Source organism: Pseudoxanthomonas koreensis, assembly GCF_010093225.1.
Lineage (GTDB): Bacteria > Pseudomonadota > Gammaproteobacteria > Xanthomonadales > Xanthomonadaceae > Pseudoxanthomonas > Pseudoxanthomonas koreensis.
The window spans coordinates 1-16,833 of sequence record NZ_PDWM01000053.1; the positions used below are offsets into that span (position 1 = coordinate 1).

General features: G+C 72.0%; 10 protein-coding genes and 1 pseudogene. 7 read left to right on the forward strand and 4 right to left on the reverse strand.

The genetic code is table 11. From position 1 onward, the window contains the following. Positions 1-278 precede the first annotated feature (278 nt). Positions 279-1,013 (forward strand): 3-oxoacyl-ACP reductase FabG, encoded by a 735-nt coding sequence (gene fabG / locus CSC64_RS12810; RefSeq protein WP_162435723.1) that lies wholly within the window; start codon positions 279-281, stop codon positions 1,011-1,013. 13 nt (positions 1,014-1,026) lie between these two features. On the opposite strand, the gene CSC64_RS12815 is transcribed toward fabG, so the two are convergent. From CSC64_RS12815 to CSC64_RS12825, 3 genes are read right to left on the reverse strand one after another with little or no spacing between them, the layout of a single operon-like run. Continuing rightward, entirely contained in the window at positions 1,027-1,800 is a 774-nt protein-coding gene (locus CSC64_RS12815; protein WP_162435724.1) for a glycosyltransferase family 2 protein, read from the reverse strand. Further along, on the reverse strand, positions 1,793-2,569 hold the full coding sequence (locus CSC64_RS12820; protein WP_162435725.1) for a beta-ketoacyl synthase chain length factor: 777 nt from the start codon (positions 2,567-2,569) through the stop codon (positions 1,793-1,795). Before CSC64_RS12820 ends, CSC64_RS12815 begins: the two co-directional genes overlap by 8 nt. Continuing rightward, the gene (locus CSC64_RS12825; RefSeq protein WP_162435731.1) at positions 2,566-3,744 is read right to left on the reverse strand and encodes a beta-ketoacyl-[acyl-carrier-protein] synthase family protein; all 1,179 of its coding nucleotides are present in this window, start codon (positions 3,742-3,744) and stop codon (positions 2,566-2,568) included. The genes CSC64_RS12820 and CSC64_RS12825 overlap by 4 nt, the downstream gene beginning before the upstream one ends. Before the next feature lie 198 nt (positions 3,745-3,942). Between CSC64_RS12825 and CSC64_RS12830 the strand changes: the two genes are divergently transcribed. The 6 genes and pseudogenes from CSC64_RS12830 to CSC64_RS12855 all read left to right on the forward strand — a co-directional run bounded on the left by CSC64_RS12830 (position 3,943) and on the right by CSC64_RS12855 (position 15,151). Beyond that, positions 3,943-4,215, forward strand: coding sequence for a YcgL domain-containing protein (locus tag CSC64_RS12830; protein WP_162435726.1), 273 nt, complete (start codon positions 3,943-3,945; stop codon positions 4,213-4,215). Then, positions 4,208-7,497 (forward strand): annotated as a pseudogene (locus tag CSC64_RS12835) (ankyrin repeat domain-containing protein). The gene CSC64_RS12830 and the pseudogene CSC64_RS12835 overlap by 8 nt, the downstream one beginning before the upstream one ends. A gap of 428 nt (positions 7,498-7,925) precedes the next feature. After that, positions 7,926-10,961 carry a TonB-dependent receptor gene (locus CSC64_RS12840; protein ID WP_162435727.1) on the forward strand — a complete coding sequence of 1,012 codons (3,036 nt, stop codon included), beginning with the start codon at positions 7,926-7,928 and terminating at the stop codon, positions 10,959-10,961. A 128-nt stretch (positions 10,962-11,089) separates the two neighbouring features. Further along, entirely contained in the window at positions 11,090-12,652 is a 1,563-nt protein-coding gene (locus tag CSC64_RS12845; RefSeq protein ID WP_162435728.1) for a tetratricopeptide repeat-containing sulfotransferase family protein, read from the forward strand. Next, positions 12,649-14,235, forward strand: a complete 1,587-nt coding sequence (locus CSC64_RS12850) for a tetratricopeptide repeat-containing sulfotransferase family protein (RefSeq protein ID WP_162435729.1) — start codon at positions 12,649-12,651, stop codon at positions 14,233-14,235. The genes CSC64_RS12845 and CSC64_RS12850 overlap by 4 nt, the downstream gene beginning before the upstream one ends. A gap of 82 nt (positions 14,236-14,317) precedes the next feature. Continuing rightward, complete coding sequence (locus tag CSC64_RS12855; RefSeq protein WP_162435730.1) at positions 14,318-15,151, forward strand: energy transducer TonB; 834 nt, start codon at positions 14,318-14,320, stop codon at positions 15,149-15,151. A gap of 144 nt (positions 15,152-15,295) precedes the next feature. Here the strand turns inward: CSC64_RS12855 and rho are convergent. After that, on the reverse strand, positions 15,296-16,833 hold a 1,538-nt coding region (rho, locus tag CSC64_RS12860; RefSeq protein WP_238390040.1), incomplete at its 5' end, for a transcription termination factor Rho.

Sequence of the window (16,833 nt, forward strand, 5' to 3'; positions counted from 1 at the left end):
AAGCCCTTGGCGGGACCACGCTGGGGGCGTGGATGACCTCCAACTTCCCTTCGCACTGCCCGCACGCAGTGACCCCACGTGCCTGGAACGCCCCGCGAAGTGCAAAACGGGGTTGTTCGAGGTTCCCTTCAGGGGGCGACCCGATGCCGTCGTGAGATGCCGCATTCAACGCGGACTCTCCGGATGGGCTGCGTTTAACGCGGTGCTTCCCGACCCCATCGGGTCGCCCCCTGAAGTGGGCTCCTACAAGTACAAGGGTCGGCGCCTACAATGGCCACATGAGCCATAACACACCACGACGCGCCCTGGTCACCGGCGGCAGCGGCGACATCGGCGGCGCGATCTGCCGCGCGCTGGCCGCGGCCGGCATGGCGGTGGTCGTGCATGCCCACGCCAACCTCGCACGTGCCGAAGCCGTCGCCGCGCAGATCCGCGCCGAAGGTGGCAGCGCGCAGGCGATCGCGTTCGACGTCGCCGACGGCGCAGCGACCGCCACCGCACTTGAGGCCCTGCTCACCGAAGGCGCGATCGACGTGCTGGTCAACAACGCCGGCATCCACGACGACGCGCCGCTGGCCGGCATGAGCGATGCGCAGTGGCGGCGCGTCGTCGACGTGTCCCTGCACGGCTTCTTCCACGTCACCCGCCCGCTGCTGCTGCCGATGGCACGCGCGCGCTGGGGCCGCATCGTCAGCATCTCCTCGGTCGCCGCGGTGCTCGGCAACCGCGGCCAGGCCAACTACGCCGCGGCCAAGGCTGCGCTGCACGGTGCCTCGAAGTCGCTGGCGCGTGAAATGGCCAGCCGCGGCATCACCGTGAATGTCGTCGCGCCGGGCGTGATCGAAGGCGCCATGGCCGGCGACCGCTTCCCGCCCGATGTGCTCCGGCAACTGGTCCCCGCCGCGCGCGCCGGCCGCCCGGAGGAAGTGGCTGCGCTGGTCGCGTTCCTGTGCTCGGACGCGGCCGCTTACGTCAACGGACAGGTGATCGGGGTCAACGGAGGCATGGGCTGAGCACGCCGCCGCTTCACTCGCCGGAATCGATCCGCGGTGGCTGCGCGCGCACGCGTGCGTACTCGCGCCACACGTCGCCGTGCAGCAGCACCTGACCGACCACGTGCGAGGTGATCCGGTACAGGTCGCGCAGCGGCCGGAAGTGGCTGCGCCGCATCGGGCCACCGCCGCCACCGCGGTAGCGCGTCTCCACCGGCACCGACACGCAGCGCACGCCGAGCCGGCGCGCGGCCGAGATCAGCAGTTGCGCCTCGAACACGAAATCCTCGCCGGGCACCCCGTCCAGGGCGATGACCGCCGCCGGGTAGTAGCGCTGCCCGCTCTGGGTGTCGGCGATGCGGTGCCCCGCCGCCCAGGCCACGCCCCAGTCGCCGAACGCGTTCGCCAGGCGCCGGTGCAGCGGCGCGGCGGCGCGGTGGCGCAGGCGCGCGCCGATCACGATGTGCCCCGGGTGCCGCGCCGCGGCACGCAGCAGGCGCGGCAGGTCGGCAGGATCGTGCTGGCCGTCGCCATCGACGGTGAGCACGCCGCGCGCGCCAGCAGCCAGCGCCTCGGCGAAGCCGCTGCGCAGCGCCGCGCCCTTGCCGCGCCGCCGCGGGTGGCGCAGCACCGTGGCCGGCAGGTCGCGCAGGCAGTCGCCGGTGCCGTCGTCGGAACCGTCGTCGACCACGATCACCCACGGGCAATGGCGCAGGCATTCCTGGACCACTTCGCGGATCCGCAGCGCTTCGTTCAACGCCGGGATCACCACCGCGACCTCGCCGTGTCGCGGACCGGGCTCAGCCATGGGCCAGTTCCAGCCGCAGGCGGCGTCCGCGGCCGGCCGGCAGCAGCGCGGTGCCGGCGCCGCGCGCAAGCGCGTCGAACAGCGCCAGCATCGGCGCCATCGCATTTCCGTCGGCCACGCCGGCGGGCGCCGGTGGCGCCTCGCCGTCCTCCAGCTGCAGCAGCAGCCGCGGCCCGGCGTGCGCGTCGCGCGCCAGCACCAGCGCGCCGCCGAGCAGGCCCTCGCTCGACGCGACCTCGTGCAGCGGCCCGGGCGAAGCGCCGTCGTAGCCCACCAGCAGCACCGCCGCCGCACCGGCCTGCAGCTGCGCCAGCGCTTCCAGCAGGCCCATGGCGAAGCTCGCGCTGCCGGCGCTGAGCGCGGTGGCCGGTTCCATCGCACCGGTGCCGATGGTCCAGTAGCCGGCGGCGGCGTTGTGCACCGAGTTGTGGAAACGGGTCGGCGAAAGCTCCAGCGGCGCGCTCGCCAGCGCCTGGCACATGTGGTCGGTGATCGCCAGGTCGCCGTAGGTGGAGGCGAACACCGAAGGCAACGTGGACGGGTCGCGCCCGGCGTCGGCACAGGCGGCCTGCGCGGCCTCCAGCGCGACCAGCACCGTGTCCGGCGCGCGGCGGCGTTCGTTGGGCGGCAGCAGCGCCGGCGCCGGGCGCGTTGCCGGCGTCGGTGCCGTGCCCTCGCGCAGCAGCGCGCGGTAGCCGGGCCACGACGGCGCCTGCGCCGACCACAGGCCGATGCCTTCGATGCGCATCGGCGGCAGGCCGGTGCTCATGCGCACGAGAACACCAGCGAGCAGTTGTTGCCGCCGAAGCCGAAGGCGTTGTTCATCGCGTGCGCGATCGGCTGCAGTGCGGTTTCGAAGCGCACCTGCGGGCCGCAGGCCGGGTCCGGCTCGCGGCTGTTGAGCGTGCCCGGCAGCAGGCCGTGTTCCAGCGCCAGCAGCGCGAACACCGATTCCACGATCCCGGCCGCGCCCAGCGTGTGCCCGGTCCAGCCCTTGGTCGAGCCCGCGTGCAGGGTGGCGGGGAACAGCGCGGCCACCGCCGCGGCCTCGACGCTGTCGTTGGCCGGCGTGGCGGTGCCGTGCAGGTTGAGGTATCCGATCGCTTCGGGATCCAGGCCGGCGCGGGCGAGCGCATCGGCCATCGCCCGCCGCGCCCCCAGTCCCTGTGGATGCGGCGCGGACATGTGGTGGGCATCGCTGGATTCGCCGTAGCCGCGCAGCCAGGCTCGCACCGGCGCGGTGGCCTCGCGTTCGAGCAGGGCGAAGCCGCCGGCCTCGCCCAGCGACAGCCCGCGGCGCTGCGCGTCGAACGGGCGGCACGGCTCGGGCGAGACCAGCTGCAGTGCGTTGAAGCCGTACAGCCCGCTGCCGCACAGCGTGTCCACGCCGCCGACGATGGCCGCGTCGGCCAGGCCGGCGTGCAGCATCCGCGCCGCCAGCGCGAACACCTTGGCGCTGGAGGAGCAGGCGGTCGCCACGGTCAGGCACGGCCCCTGCGCACCGCAGGCGAGGGCGACGAAATCGCAGGCCGCGTGCGGGTTGTGCACGTGCAGCCGTGCCTGCGCGGCGGGGAAGCGTCCGTCCTCCAGGTTCGCGTAGGCCGCTTCGGTCTCGCCGATGCTCGAGGTCGAGGTGCCGATGAGCGTCGCCACCCGGGTGGCGCCATGGCGCCGCACTGCGGCCGTGGCGGCCTCGATGAAGCCGTCCTGCCGCAGCGCCAGCCAGGCCAGGCGGTGGTTGCGCGATTCCCAGCGCTCGAGCGCTGACGGCAGCGGCGCCTGTTCCAGGCCTTCGACGCGGCCGATCCAGCAGTCCAGCGCCGCATCGCCGAAATCGTTGCGGCGCAGTCCGCCGCGCCCTTGCGCCAGCGCCGCGTACTGCGCCTCCAGGCCGGCGCCCAGCGCGGTGGTCGCGGTGTGCGCGGTGATGGCGAGCGGCGCGATGCGCGACGGGGCGGGGACGTGGTGCAAAAGTAAGCGGGCGGCGACGGCGACGGGCGAGTATAGCCACAGCCCCATCAACGCCCGGCGTGAGGAACGTGAACGGTTCGCGCCGCGCCGCCGCACCCGCCGCGCTTCCTACCCCGGCGCATTTCCGACACAATCCCCTCGATTCCCCCGTGCAGGGCGCGGCGCGCGCGCATGCAAGCCTACGTCTACAAGAGCCTCCGCAAAGCCGACACCTTCGTGTTCCTTGCCGCCCGCGACGATTTCGCGCGGCTGCCCGAAGCGGTGCGCGCGCAACTGGGCGAACTGGCGTTCGTGCTGGAACTGGCCTTGACCCCGGACCGGCGCCTGGCCCGCTCCGATCCGCGGGTGGTGCGCGACAACCTGGCCCTGCGCGGTTTCCACGTGCAGTTCCCGCCGTCGCCCGACGCCGCGGCCACCGCGGCCACCGGGGCCTCCGATGACTGAACCGCGCACCCGGATGCCGCGGGCCGTGCCGCTGGCGCTGGGCGCCGGTGTGCTGCTGGCCGCGCTGGCCGGGTTCGGCGGCGTGGTGGCGGTGCTGGCCGGGCTGCTGGCGCAACCGGCGCTGGCGCTGGGCATTTCCTGGTGGCGCGGCACCCGCGCGCTGCCCGGGTCGGCCCGGGCCGTGTCCGCCGATGCGTTGCCGCTGCTGGGCACGTGGGCGCTGGCGCTCGCGCTGGCGGCGCTGGTCGTGGCCTGGCCGCTGTCGGCGCTGCGCCAGAGCGGCAGCCTGGGCGCGGCGGTGGGCCTGAGTGCGATGGCCAGCGCGGTGCTGCTGGGCCTGTGGCGCACCTGGCCGCTGTGGCATGCGCTGGAACGCAGCGGCGGGCGCCTGGGCACGCTGTGGCGGCGCCTGCCGCAGCAGGACGCCGGCAGCTGGCGCGGCCTGGCGGGCGCCGCCGCGGTGGCGGCGGCGCTGGCCGGAGTGCTGGTCCTGGCTTGGCCGGGGCTGGTCGCCGATGCCGTGCGCTGGCCCCTGGCGGCCGCGTTCGCGGTGCTGCTGCCGGGCCTGCACCTGCTCCTGCAGCGCGTCGCCGCGGCTGCCGAAGTGGCCGCGCCGCTGGATTTCCTCGACCTGGCCAACGCGCCGGCGGCGGCCATCGAGCCGCTGCCCGCCGCGGGTGACCTGTCGGTCGAGCTCTACGCCGCCGCGCGCGCGGCCGCGTCGACCGCGCCCTGCAACTGCTGGAAGCCGGCGCCGATGCGCACGCCCCCGCGCCGGCCGGCGTACGCGACCAGCGCAGCCTGGCCGCACTGGCCGCGGTGCTGCCCGACCTGCGCCTGCTGCGCGCGCTGATCGCGCAGGGCGTGGACCTCAATGGCGGTGGCACGCCGCCGTTGCTGGCCGCGACCCGCGACAGCTGGCATGGGCGCCCCGAGGCGGTGATGACCCTGCTCGCCAACGGCGCCGACCCGCGCGCCACCGACACCGAAGGCAACCCCCCGCTGCACCATGCCGCGCGCAGCACCGATCCGGGCGTGGCCGCGCTGCTGCGCGATGCCGCCGCCGAGATCGATGCGCCCAACCAGGAAGGCTTCTCGCCGCTGGGCGTGGCCTGCGCCAGCGGCAACTGGCGCCTGGCCAGGTTCCTGCTCGAACGCGGTGCGCGCCCGGAGCCGCAGGACGGCCAGCCGGTGCTGCTGGCCGCCGCCGCTACCGAGGAGGACGACCCGGCCGGCGTGCAGCTGCTGCTGAAGTTCAAGGCCAGGGTCGGCACGCCCGGCCGCGACGGTCGCACCGCACTGCACGAGGCGGCACTGGCCGGCCACGCCGACATCGTCGCCGCACTGCTGGCCGCCGGCGCCGATCCGCAGGCGTGCGACGCCGCTGGCCGTACCCCGTTCCTGGACGCCGCGCGCGCACTGCGCGGCGGCGTGGTCGAACAGCTGGCCACGCAGGACATCGACCTGGCCGCCACCGATGCCGAAGGCTGCAACGCCCTGGTCCTGGTCAGCGGCGCCGAACAGGCCTCGCTGGCCCTGGTCCGGCGCCTGCTCGAACTGGGCGTGGATCCGGCCCGACCCGACCGGGCCGGCCGCCGCGCGGTCGACATCGCCGCCGAATCCGGGCGCTGGTCCATTGTCGCTGCACTCGATCCGGCCTACCCGCTGCCGGCCGCCGTGGCCGACGCCGCCAGCGAGCAGCCGGTCGACGAGCGCCCGCCGCTGGCGCTGCTGCGCGACGGTCTCCAGGGCGGCCGCCTGGAAGGCCTGGCCACGCTGGCGAGGCTGTGCGCCCCGGCCGAACTGGGCGGCCTGCTGCACGACCCGGCGCTGCGCACCCAGCCGGACCGGGTGCAGTGGCTGCTCGCGCATGGTGCCGACGCCGAGACCACGGTCGAAGGCGACACCGCGCTGCCCGCGCTGCTCGCCCCCGGCGGCGGCGGCGCCGCCGCAATCCAGGTCCTGCCCGCCCACGGTGCCTCGCCCGCCGGCGCCGGCGGCCTGGCCCGCTTCCTCGCCGCCTGCGCGCAGCGCGACCAGGCCACGCGCGGCAACGAACAGCTCGCCCTGGACCTGTTCCTGCAGGGCGCCGACCCGTTCGCCGCCTCGGCTGCCGGCGATCCGCCGCTGTCACTGGCGGTGCGCCTGGGCTGGCTGCGCCTGCTCGACGCCCTGCTCGATGCCGGCGTGGACCGCGAAGCGCGCGACGGCCACGGCATGACCGCGCTGCACCTGGCCGCCGCGCTGGGCCGCGAATCCGCGCTTCGGCACCTGGTCGCGCAGGGCGCTTCGCCCGAGGCGCGCGCCGCCGACGGCCAGACCCCCCTGGGCGTGGCCCTGGCCAGCGGCCGCCGCGATCTGGCCGACTGGCTCGACTGGCGCGCGTGGACGCTGCCGCGGCGGCCGCTGCGCGCCGCCGACCTGGTCTCCGCGGCCATGGCCGGCGACGCCGATGCCGTGCGCCGGCTGCTCGAACTCGGCTTCCCGGTCGATGCGGTCGACGGCCAGGGCTGCACCGGCCTGCTCCGCGCCGCCGGTGGCGGCCATGCCGCGGCGGTGGACCTGCTGCTGGCCCGCGGCGCCGCCCCGCAGCATGCCGCGCACAGCGGTGCCCCCCCGCTGTCGGCCGCGGTGAGCATGCGCCAGACCGCGGTCGTCACCGCCCTGCTCGACGCCGGCGCCGACCTGGAATACCGCCTGCCCGGCGGCGTCACCGGGCTGATGCTGGCCTGCGCCCTGGGCCTGCCCGACATCGCCGCGCGCCTGCTCACCGCGGGCGCCGACATCGACGCCGGCGACGGCCAGGGCCTGGCCCCGCTGCACTGCGCCGCCCTCTACGGCTTCACCGGCCGCGACCGCACGCGCCTGCTGGCGCTGCTGGACACCCTGCTGCTGGCCGGCGCCGAACCGGACATGCCGGCCGCCGGCGGCGTCACCCCGCTGCTGCTGCTGCTCGGCGCGCGCGCCGAACCCGGCGGCGCCTGCGAGGAGAAGGTGGTGCTGGCCGGCCTGGAACGCCTGCTCGAGGAAGGCGTGTCGCTGGACATCCAGGATCCGCGCGGCTTCGGCCCGCTGCACCTGGCCGCGCTGCACGGCCTCGGCGGCGTGGTCCAGCGCCTGCTGCGCGCCGGCGCCGACCCCGACCTGCGCGACTCGCTCAACCGCAGCCCGCGCGAGATCGCGGTGATGCGCGGCTTCGTCGATGTCGCCGCCGAACTGGCCCCCGCCGCGCAGCAGTCCGGCGTCTCCATGGCCCGCTTCCTGCGCGAACCGCGCGGCTGACGTCCGCTTCCTGCGCGAACCGCGCGGCTGTTGCTTGTTTCCCACGGAGCCGCGGCCATTGCCTGCTTCGCGTAGAGCCGGCCTCGGCCGGCTGGCCTTGATCCTGGTGCACGGAAGCAGCGCGGCAACCCGCGCTCCACGCCGGGACCGTCTGCGGGGCCCCGATACGGTCCGGTCTGCCAGCCCTGCTTATAGCGGGAAGTCATAAGCCACCAGCCCCCGTATTCCGCAGCGATTGGCGGATGAACAGGTGGGCGATGGCCCGGAAGGAGCAAAAACGCTCTATTTATGTGACGCAAGTCGCATTTTAAATAAAAGTTTAACATGAACCGGGTATGACCGATTGACGTTGTCCTCTGCCATAAGTCACGTTCGACGGGCCCCCAGCGGGGCCCTTCCTTTTTTCCTTCCTGCCACCAGGGATCGTCATGAAACGCTCATCTCTGAACCGCAATCTGCGGCGCAGCGCACTCACTGTTGCGTTGGGCCTGTGCTTCACCTCCGGTGTCGTCAATGCGCAGCAGGCCAGCGGCGCGTTGTTCGGACAGGCGGCGTCCGGCGAGACGGTCGTCATCGAGAACCCGGCCACCGGCTTCCGCCGTGAAGTGCCGGTCAGCGCCGACGGCACCTATCGCGCGTCGGCGATCCAGCCCGGCACCTACCGGGTCACCCTGAAGCGTGCCGACGGCACCACGGTGGTGCGCGAGGCCACGGTCAACATCGGTACCGGTACTCCGGTGAACTTCGCCGCCGATGCCGCCGGTGCCACCGAACTGGGCGGCGTGACCGTGGTCGGCACCCGCGCGGTCAACCCGATCGACGTGTCCTCGGTCACCTCGGCCAGCATCCTCACCGCCGAGCAGATCGCCAAGATCCCGGTGCTGCGCGACGCCACCTCGGTGGCGCTGCTGGCGCCCGGCACCGTCCGTGGCGACGCCGCGTTCGGCAACCTGGCCTCGTTCGGCGGCTCCTCGGTCGCCGAGAACCAGTACTATCTCAACGGCTTCAACATCACCAACTCGTTCCGCAGCCTGAACTTCGCCCAGGTGCCGTTCGAGGCGATCGCCGAGCAGGAGACCAAGACCGGCGGCTACGGCGCCGAGTTCGGCCGCTCGCTGGGCGGCGTGGTCAACCAGGTCTCCAAGCGCGGCACCAACGAGTTCCATGCCGGCGGCAACATCTTCTGGTCGCCGGACTCCCTGCGCTCCGACGTGGAGAATACCTACCTGTCCAACCCGCTGGTTCCGGGCGACCTGGGCGACCTGCGCTCGGACAATTCCAAGGACACGCTCGGCGCCATGAGCGCCTCGGCCTGGGCCAGCGGCGCGCTGATCAAGGACAAGCTGTTCGCCTACGGCCTGATTTCCTACAGCAAGGTCGACCAGGACTACTGGGGCAGCGTGCTGTCGCGGACCAACAACAAGGAGTCGGAGAAGGGTGACCCGACCTGGCTGGTCAAGCTGGACTGGAACATCAACGAGGACCACCACCTCGAGTTCACCGGCCTTTCGGACAAGCGCACCACCACCACCAAGACCTACCTCAACACGCCCGGCGAGCTCGACCGCGGCGACCTGGTCGGCACCTCGTATGCCGAGTCCGGCGGCGAGAACTACATCTTCCGCTACACCGGCTACCTGACCGATACCTTCTCCATGTCCGCGCTGTACGGCACCAGCGAGTATTCGCGCTCGCGGCGCCTAGTCACCGCGGACGGCACCGAGGTCGAGTACGGCGGCGACATCAACCAGCCGGCCACCGGTTGCCCGATCATCACCGACGTCCGTCCGGGCTACCGCCAGGCGATCACCGGCGCCTACGCCAGCTCCTGCAACATCACCGGCGGATCGATCGACCGCATCGACTCCAAGGACACCCGCGACCAGTTCCGCCTGGACTTCGACTGGGAGATCGGCGACCACCGCATCGGCTTCGGTTACGACACCGACGAGTACGAATCCGTCGCCGGCACCTCCTACGAGGGTGGCCGCGTCTGGCGCTACTCGACCAACAACGGCCCGGATGGCCTGGCCAACACCGGCGACGAGTTCGACATCGTCCGCGAGCAGATCGTGACCCAGGGCTCCACGGTGCGGGTCGACCAGCACGCCTACTACATCGAGGACAACTGGCAGGTCTCCGACACCTTCCTGGCCTACGTCGGCCTGCGCTGGGACACCTTCGAGAACTTCAACGGCGAGGGCGAGGCCTACGTCAAGATCGAGAACCAGTTCGCCCCGCGCTTCGGCTTCTCCTGGGACGTCAACGGCGACTCCTCCTGGAAGGTCTACGGCAACGCCGGCCGCTACGCGCTGCCGCTGACCTCCAGCGTGGCCGTGCGCGGCGCCAGCATCTCGCTGTTCACCCGGCAGAACTTCGACTTCACCGGCGTGGACCCGGTCACCGGCGCGCCGATCGGCCTGACCCCGCGTGGCTCGCTCAGCTACATCAACGGCGAGTTCGGCGAACCGAAGAACGCGGCGACCATCGCCTCGAAAAACCTCGACCCGATGTACCAGGACGAGTTCATCCTGGGCACCCAGTACCAGCTGACCGAGCACCAGTCCATCGGCGCCAAGGGCACGTACCGCAAGCTGAAGGCGGCGATCGACGACAACTGCGACTACACGCCGATCTACGACATGGCCCTGGCCGATGGCTTCGACCCGGTGCTGCCGAGCGCCGGCTTCCCGTACTGCCGCATGTTCAACCCCGGCGCCGACGCGGTGTTCGTCACCGACATCGAGGACAACGGCACGCTCACCGAGTACACCATCCCGGGCGAGCTGCTGTCGCCGGCGGCCAAGCGCAACTACCAGGCGCTGGAACTGTTCTGGGATGGCAGCTGGGACAAGTGGTTCGCCAGCGCCTCGTACACGATGGCCTGGAACAAGGGCAACACCGAGGGCGGGGTGAAGTCCGACATCGGCCAGAGCGACACCAGCGTCACCCAGGATTTCGACTACAAGGAACTGATGGTCGACTCCTACGGCTACCTGCCCAACGACCGCCGCCACAGCCTGAAGGTGTTCGGCAACTACCGGATCAACGACGAATGGTCGGCGGGCGGCAACCTGCTGGTGCAGTCCGGGCGCCCGATCAACTGCCTGGGCGTCTACTACCCGTACCACGGCGGCATCCATCCCTACGGCTCGTCGTTCTTCCGTTGCGGCACCACCGAGGCTGGTGGCGTCAACGGTCCGTCCGAGGCGGTGCCGCGCGGTACTGCCGGGCGCCTGCCGTGGACCAACTCGATCGACCTCAACGTCGCCTATTTCCCGAAATGGGCGAGTGGCCTGGCGTTCAAGATCGACGTGTTCAACGTGTTCAACAGCCAGAAGGTGACCTCGGTGACCGAAGTGGCGGAAGACGGTGCCACCGGCGTCCCGCTGAACACCTACCTGCTGCCGCGTACCTTCCAGTCGCCGCGCAGCGTGCGCTTCATGATCCAGTACGACTTCTGATCTTCGAATCATTGGATGTGCTTCTCTCCGACGGCCGCCGCAAGGCGGCCGTTTTTTTTGCCCTCAGGCGCGCGCCTGGTCGAGGGCTTGCCGTTATGCTTGATCCTTCTCCTTCCGCCCGGTCGTTCATGCAGTCCGTCATCGAACTCTGGCAACAGGCGCAGCGGCATGAAGCGGCCGGCGCATGGCGGCAGGCGCGACCGCTCTACGAATCCATCCTGGCCGTCGAGCCTGGCCACGTCCCCGCGCGGCTGCGCATGTCGCGGCTGGAACAGGCCGCCGACCGCTACAGTCCCGCACGCACGCACGTGCTGCAGGCTGCCGCTGCGGTGCGCGGGCGCGGCGGCAGCCGCCACATCGGTTACGTCACCGCGCGCCTGCTCGACTTCGCCGAGGAGGACGAGGCCGCGGCGCTGGTGCTGGCCGCCGACTGGAACGATCCCGATTTCATCCGCCAGTCGCCGGCGCTGGCCCAGCACCTGTGGCTGGCGCGGCGTTACGAGGAGGCGCTGCGCCTGCTCGACGCGATGGAGCGCCACGCTCCGGCGCATCCGCTGCTGGCCTTCACCCGCGGCAACGTGCTGCGCTACCTGGGCGACATGGACGGGGCAGGGCGCCAGTACGAAGCCAGCCTGGCCCTGGAGCCCGGCCTGGCCGATGCGCACTGGGCGCTGGCCACGCATTCGCGCGCGCAGCCCCCGCTGGCGCGCGTGCCGCGGCTGCGGGCCGCACTGGAGCGGGCCGGCGACGCGACCGCGCGCGCGCAGTTGCTGTACGCCCTGTTCCATGAGTACGACGGTGCCGGCGAGACCGCACTGGCGTGGGCGGCGCTGGAGCAGGGCGCGGCCACGGTCCGCGCCGGCCTGGGCCATGACGACGCGGCCGAAGCACGGCGCGTGGACGCGCTGCTGCGGTTGTCCGTGACCGCGCCAGGCGCATCGGCGCCGGCATCGGCCGGGCCGCGTCCGGTGTTCGTGGTCGGCATGCCGCGTACCGGCACCACGCTGCTCGACCGCATCCTCGGCAACCACCGCGACGTGGCCTCGCTGGGCGAGCGCAACGACCTGGCCGCCGCGGCGAGTCAGGCCAGCGGCCGCTTCTTCGCCTCGCCGCTGCAGGAAGGCGCCGCTGCGCTGCTCGAAGGACTCGACGCCGGCGAGGCCGGACGGATCTACCTGCAGCGCATCGCCCGCGGCGCGCCGACCGCCAGCCACCTGCTCGACAAGAACCCGCAGAACCTGTTCGCCATCCCGCTGATCCTGCGCGCGCTGCCGCGGGTGCGCATCGTCTGCCTGCGCCGCGATCCGATGGACGCCTGCTTTTCCAACCTGAAGGAACTGTTCCAGGGCGGCGCCTATCCCTACAGCTACGCGCAGGACGAACTGGCCGCGCACTGCCTGCGCGCGCAGCGCTGGATGGCGCACTGGCAGGCGGTGGCGCCGCACGCGGTGCGCGTGGTCGACTACGAGGCGCTGGTGCAGGCGCCGGCCGCGACCGCCGCGGCGCTGCTCGACTTCCTCGGCCTGCCGGCGCAGGCGGACCTGGATGACATCGCGCGCAACCGCGCGCCGGTGGCCACCGCCAGCAGCAGCCAGGTGCGCGAGGGAGTGCACGCGCGCGCGGTCGGCGCATGGAAGCGCTACGCCGACCCCCTGCAGCCGTTGCGTGCGCGACTCGGGGCGACGGCATGAGCAGCGCATCCTTCCCTGCGCCACGCGCGCTGTGGCCGCTGCTGGCCACGGCCGAGGCGCAGGCCGCGCGCCAGGACTGGGACGGCGCCATCGCCAGCTACGCGCAGGCGCTCCAGCTCGCACCGCACGACGCCCATACCCATGTGCAACTGTCGTACGTGCATTCGCTGGCCGGACACTACCGGCAGGCCCGCGACCACGCACTGCAGGCCGCGCGCGGCGGCGCCACCGACCCGGCGCTGCTGATGGAACTGCTGCCGCGCCTGCGCACCTTCAACCAGGTGCAGGCAATGCTGGCGTGCATCGAGCGGATGCTGCCGATGTCGCGCATGCCGATCCAGCTGCTGCTCGCGGTGGCCGCGCAGCTGAGCTACGCCAACCTGCCCGAGCGTGCGATCGGTTTCCTCGACGAAGCGCGCCGCGCCGACCCCGACTTCCCGCCCACGCTGCTGTCGCGTTCGCAGGTGCTGACCTACCTCGGCCGCTTCGACGAAGCGGCGCAGGATGCCGCGCGCGCGCTGCGGCGGGCGCCGGAGATCGCGCAGGGCTACTGGCTGCAGGCCTGGGTACGGAAGCAGACCGCCGCGGACAACCACGTCGAGGCGATCCGGCGCGAGCTGGCCCGCCCCGGGCGCAAGCCCGAGGACGTGGCCCTGCTCGGCTTCGCCCTGCACAAGGAACTGGACGACCTGGGCCGGTACGACGAGGCGTGGCAGGCGCTGGTCACCGGCTGCCGGGCCAAGCGTTCGCGCCTGGCCTACGACGCGGCGGCCACGCGGGCGTTGTTCGAAGACCTGTTGCGGTTCGAGCCCGCGTCCGCGCTTGCATCGTCCGACGAAGGCGAAGCCGCCGCCGACGCGCGCACGCCGGTGTTCATCGTCGGCATGCACCGTTCGGGCACGACCCTGCTGGAGCAGCTGCTCGACCGCCACCCGCAGGTGCAGGGCCTGGGCGAGCTGTACGACTTCACCAGCGCGATGCGCCACGCCACCGACCACCACTGCCGCGGCGTGATCGACCGCACGCTGGTCGCGCGTGCAGGCGCGGCCGACCTCGGCGGGGCAGGGCGCATGTACCTGGACGGCCTCGCCTGGCGCCTGGGGCCGCAGCGCTGCTTCGTCGACAAGCTGCCGTCCAACTTCCTCAACGCCGGCTTCATCGTCCACGCGCTGCCACGGGCCCGGATCCTGCACATGGTCCGCGACCCGATGGAAACCTGCTTCTCCAACCTGCGCGAACTGTTCTCCGAGGCCAACGCCTACAGCTATGACCCGATCGAGCTGGCCGACTACCACCGCCTGCAGGAACGGCTCATGCGCCACTGGCGCGAACGCTTCCCCGGACGCATCCTCGAGGTCGATTACGCCCGCCTCACCCGCGGCACGGAGGCGGAGATGCGCGCGGTGGCGGCCTTCTGCGGCCTCGGGTTCGAGGACGCGATGCTCAGCCCCGCGGGCGGTCGCGCCGTGGTCACCGCCAGCGCGGTGCAGGTGCGCGACCGCATCCAGGTGCGCGAGCAGCCCAAGTGGGCGCCCTACGCGCAGTGGCTGGCGCCGATGGCCGCGCGCCTGCGGCAAGCCTGAGCCAGTCGTGCCGTTCGCCCCGCCGGCGCGGCCAGGTTCGGATAAAGTCAGCACCCACAGACCTGCTGCCCGGGGAGGCACGATGGCACGAAGCATCATCACCGCACTGCTGCTGGCCTGGTCCGGCCTGGCGCTGGCCGCATCCCCGAAGGCGGTGCGCGACCAGGTGGAGGCCAGCATGCTGGTCAACGGCGAGATAGCGGTCGACGTGGCAGGCGGGGTGGCCGGCTACAGTTTCGATCGCAGCGAGAAGCTGCCGGAGTACGTGCGGACCTTCCTCGAGCAGAACATTGCGGGCTGGAGATTCGAGCCGATGCTGGTCGATGGCCGGCCGGTGGCCAGCCGCAACCGGATGGGCCTGCTGCTGGTCGCGCGGCCGACGGGGGACACCACATTCGACATGGAGTTGCGCAACACCAGCTTCCATCCGATCGCCAAGGCCGGGCGCGATCCGCAGGCGGCGGCCATGGACCCGCCCAGCTATCCGAAGGAAGCCGCCGCCGCCGGCGTTTCCGGAACGGTCTACCTGCTGCTGAAGATCGGTGCCGATGGCAACGTGGCCGAGGCCATGGCCGAACAGGTCAACCTGCATGTCGCCGCCAGCGAAAAGGCGATGAAGCAATGGCGCGGCGTGCTGGCCAGGAACGCGCTGGTCAAGGCCCGGCAGTGGAAGTTCCTTCCGCCGACGGATGGTTCGCAAGGAGACGACGGCAGCTGGAGCGTGCGCGTGCCGGTGGCCTATTCGTTCGAACCGGCCGCCAGGCGCTACGGGCAGTGGCAGGCCTATATCCCCGGCCCACGCGAGCGTGCGCCCTGGGTCACCGACGATGTCGCGCCCGACGCGCTGGCCGACGGCGGGGTGTATCCGGTCGGCGGCACGGGCGGACTGCGGCTGCTGGACCGGACCGGCGGCTGAGGCGCGGGCGCGGCACTGCCGCCGCGGACTGCGCGTTGGACGCACTCTCCCGACGGGATCGGGTTGCCGCTGAAGGGCTCCCGCAGTAGGTGCCACGAAAAAGCCCCGCCGGAGCGGGGCTTTTTCTGGCGGCGACCGGGTGCGCTAGCGCCGCATCGAAGCGAAGAACTCGTCGTTGGACTTGGTGTTCTTCATCTTGTCGAGCATGAACTCCATCGCGCCGATCTCGTCCATCGGGTGCAGCAGCTTGCGCAGGATCCAGATCTTCTGCAGCAGTTCCGGCTCGATCAGCAGGTCCTCGCGGCGGGTGCCGGAGCGGTTGATGTCGATGGCCGGGAACACGCGCTTCTCGGCGATCCGGCGCGACAGGTGCACTTCGGAGTTGCCGGTGCCCTTGAACTCCTCGTAGATCACCTCGTCCATCTTGCTGCCGGTGTCGATCAGCGCGGTGGCAATGATGGTCAGCGAACCGCCTTCTTCCACGTTGCGCGCCGCGCCGAAGAAGCGCTTCGGCCGGTGCAGGGCGTTGGCGTCGACGCCGCCGGTCAGGACCTTGCCGGAGCTGGGCACGACGTTGTTGTAGGCGCGCGCCAGGCGGGTGATCGAGTCGAGCAGGATCACCACGTCCTTCTTGTGCTCGACCAGGCGCTTGGCCCGCTCGATCACCATCTCGGCGACCTGCACGTGGCGCGCGGCCGGCTCGTCGAAGGTGGAGGAGATGACCTCGCCGCGCACGGTGCGCTGCATCTCGGTCACTTCCTCGGGGCGCTCGTCGATCAGCAGCACGATCAGGTGCACGTCCGGGTGGTTGGTCGTGATCGCGGTGGCGACCTGCTGCATCATCATCGTCTTGCCCGCCTTGGGCTGGGAGACGATCAGCGCGCGCTGGCCCTTGCCCTGCGGCGCCATCAGATCGAGGATGCGGCCGGTGATGTCCTCGGTCGAACCGTCGCCGCGTTCCAGGCGGAAGCGCCGGCGTGGGAACAGCGGGGTGAGGTTCTCGAACAGGGTCTTGTTCTTCGACGCTTCCAGCGGCTCGCCGTTGATCGTGTCGACCACGCTCAGGGCGAAGTAGCGCTCGCCGTCCTTGGGCCAGCGGATGCGGCCGGACAGGTGGTCGCCGGTGCGCAGGTTGAAGCGGCGGATCTGGCTGGGCGAGATGTAGGTGTCGTCCGGGCCGGCCAGGTAGCTGGCCTCGGCCGCGCGCAGGAAGCCGAAGCCGTCCGGCAGGATCTCCAGCACGCCGTCGGCGGCCACGCCTTCGCCGTGGCGGGTGAGCACCTTGAGCAGGGCGAAGATCACGTCCTGCTTGCGGGCGCGGGCCACGCCCTCGTGGATCTGCAACTGGTCGGCGATTTCCAGCAGCTTGTGCGCCGGCATCCGCTTGAGGTCGCCCAGCGAGTACTGCGGGAAGCCTTCCGGCACGTTCGGGTGCGGGCGCGGCACGTGCGGCTGCTGGTTGCCGCCGTCGTCCTGCATGCCGCCGTCGTCGCGGAAGCGCTCGCGCTGGCGATCGCGGCGGTTGCGGAAGCGGTCGCGGCGGTTGTTGCGGTTGCCGCCCTCGCGGTCGCCGCCTTCGTTCTGGTTCTGGTGGCCGCCCTGGGCCTGGCCCTGGTGGCCGCTACCGCTGTCATGGGCGGGAGCGGAAGGGGCGTCGCCGCCGGACGGGGACGCCCCTTCCG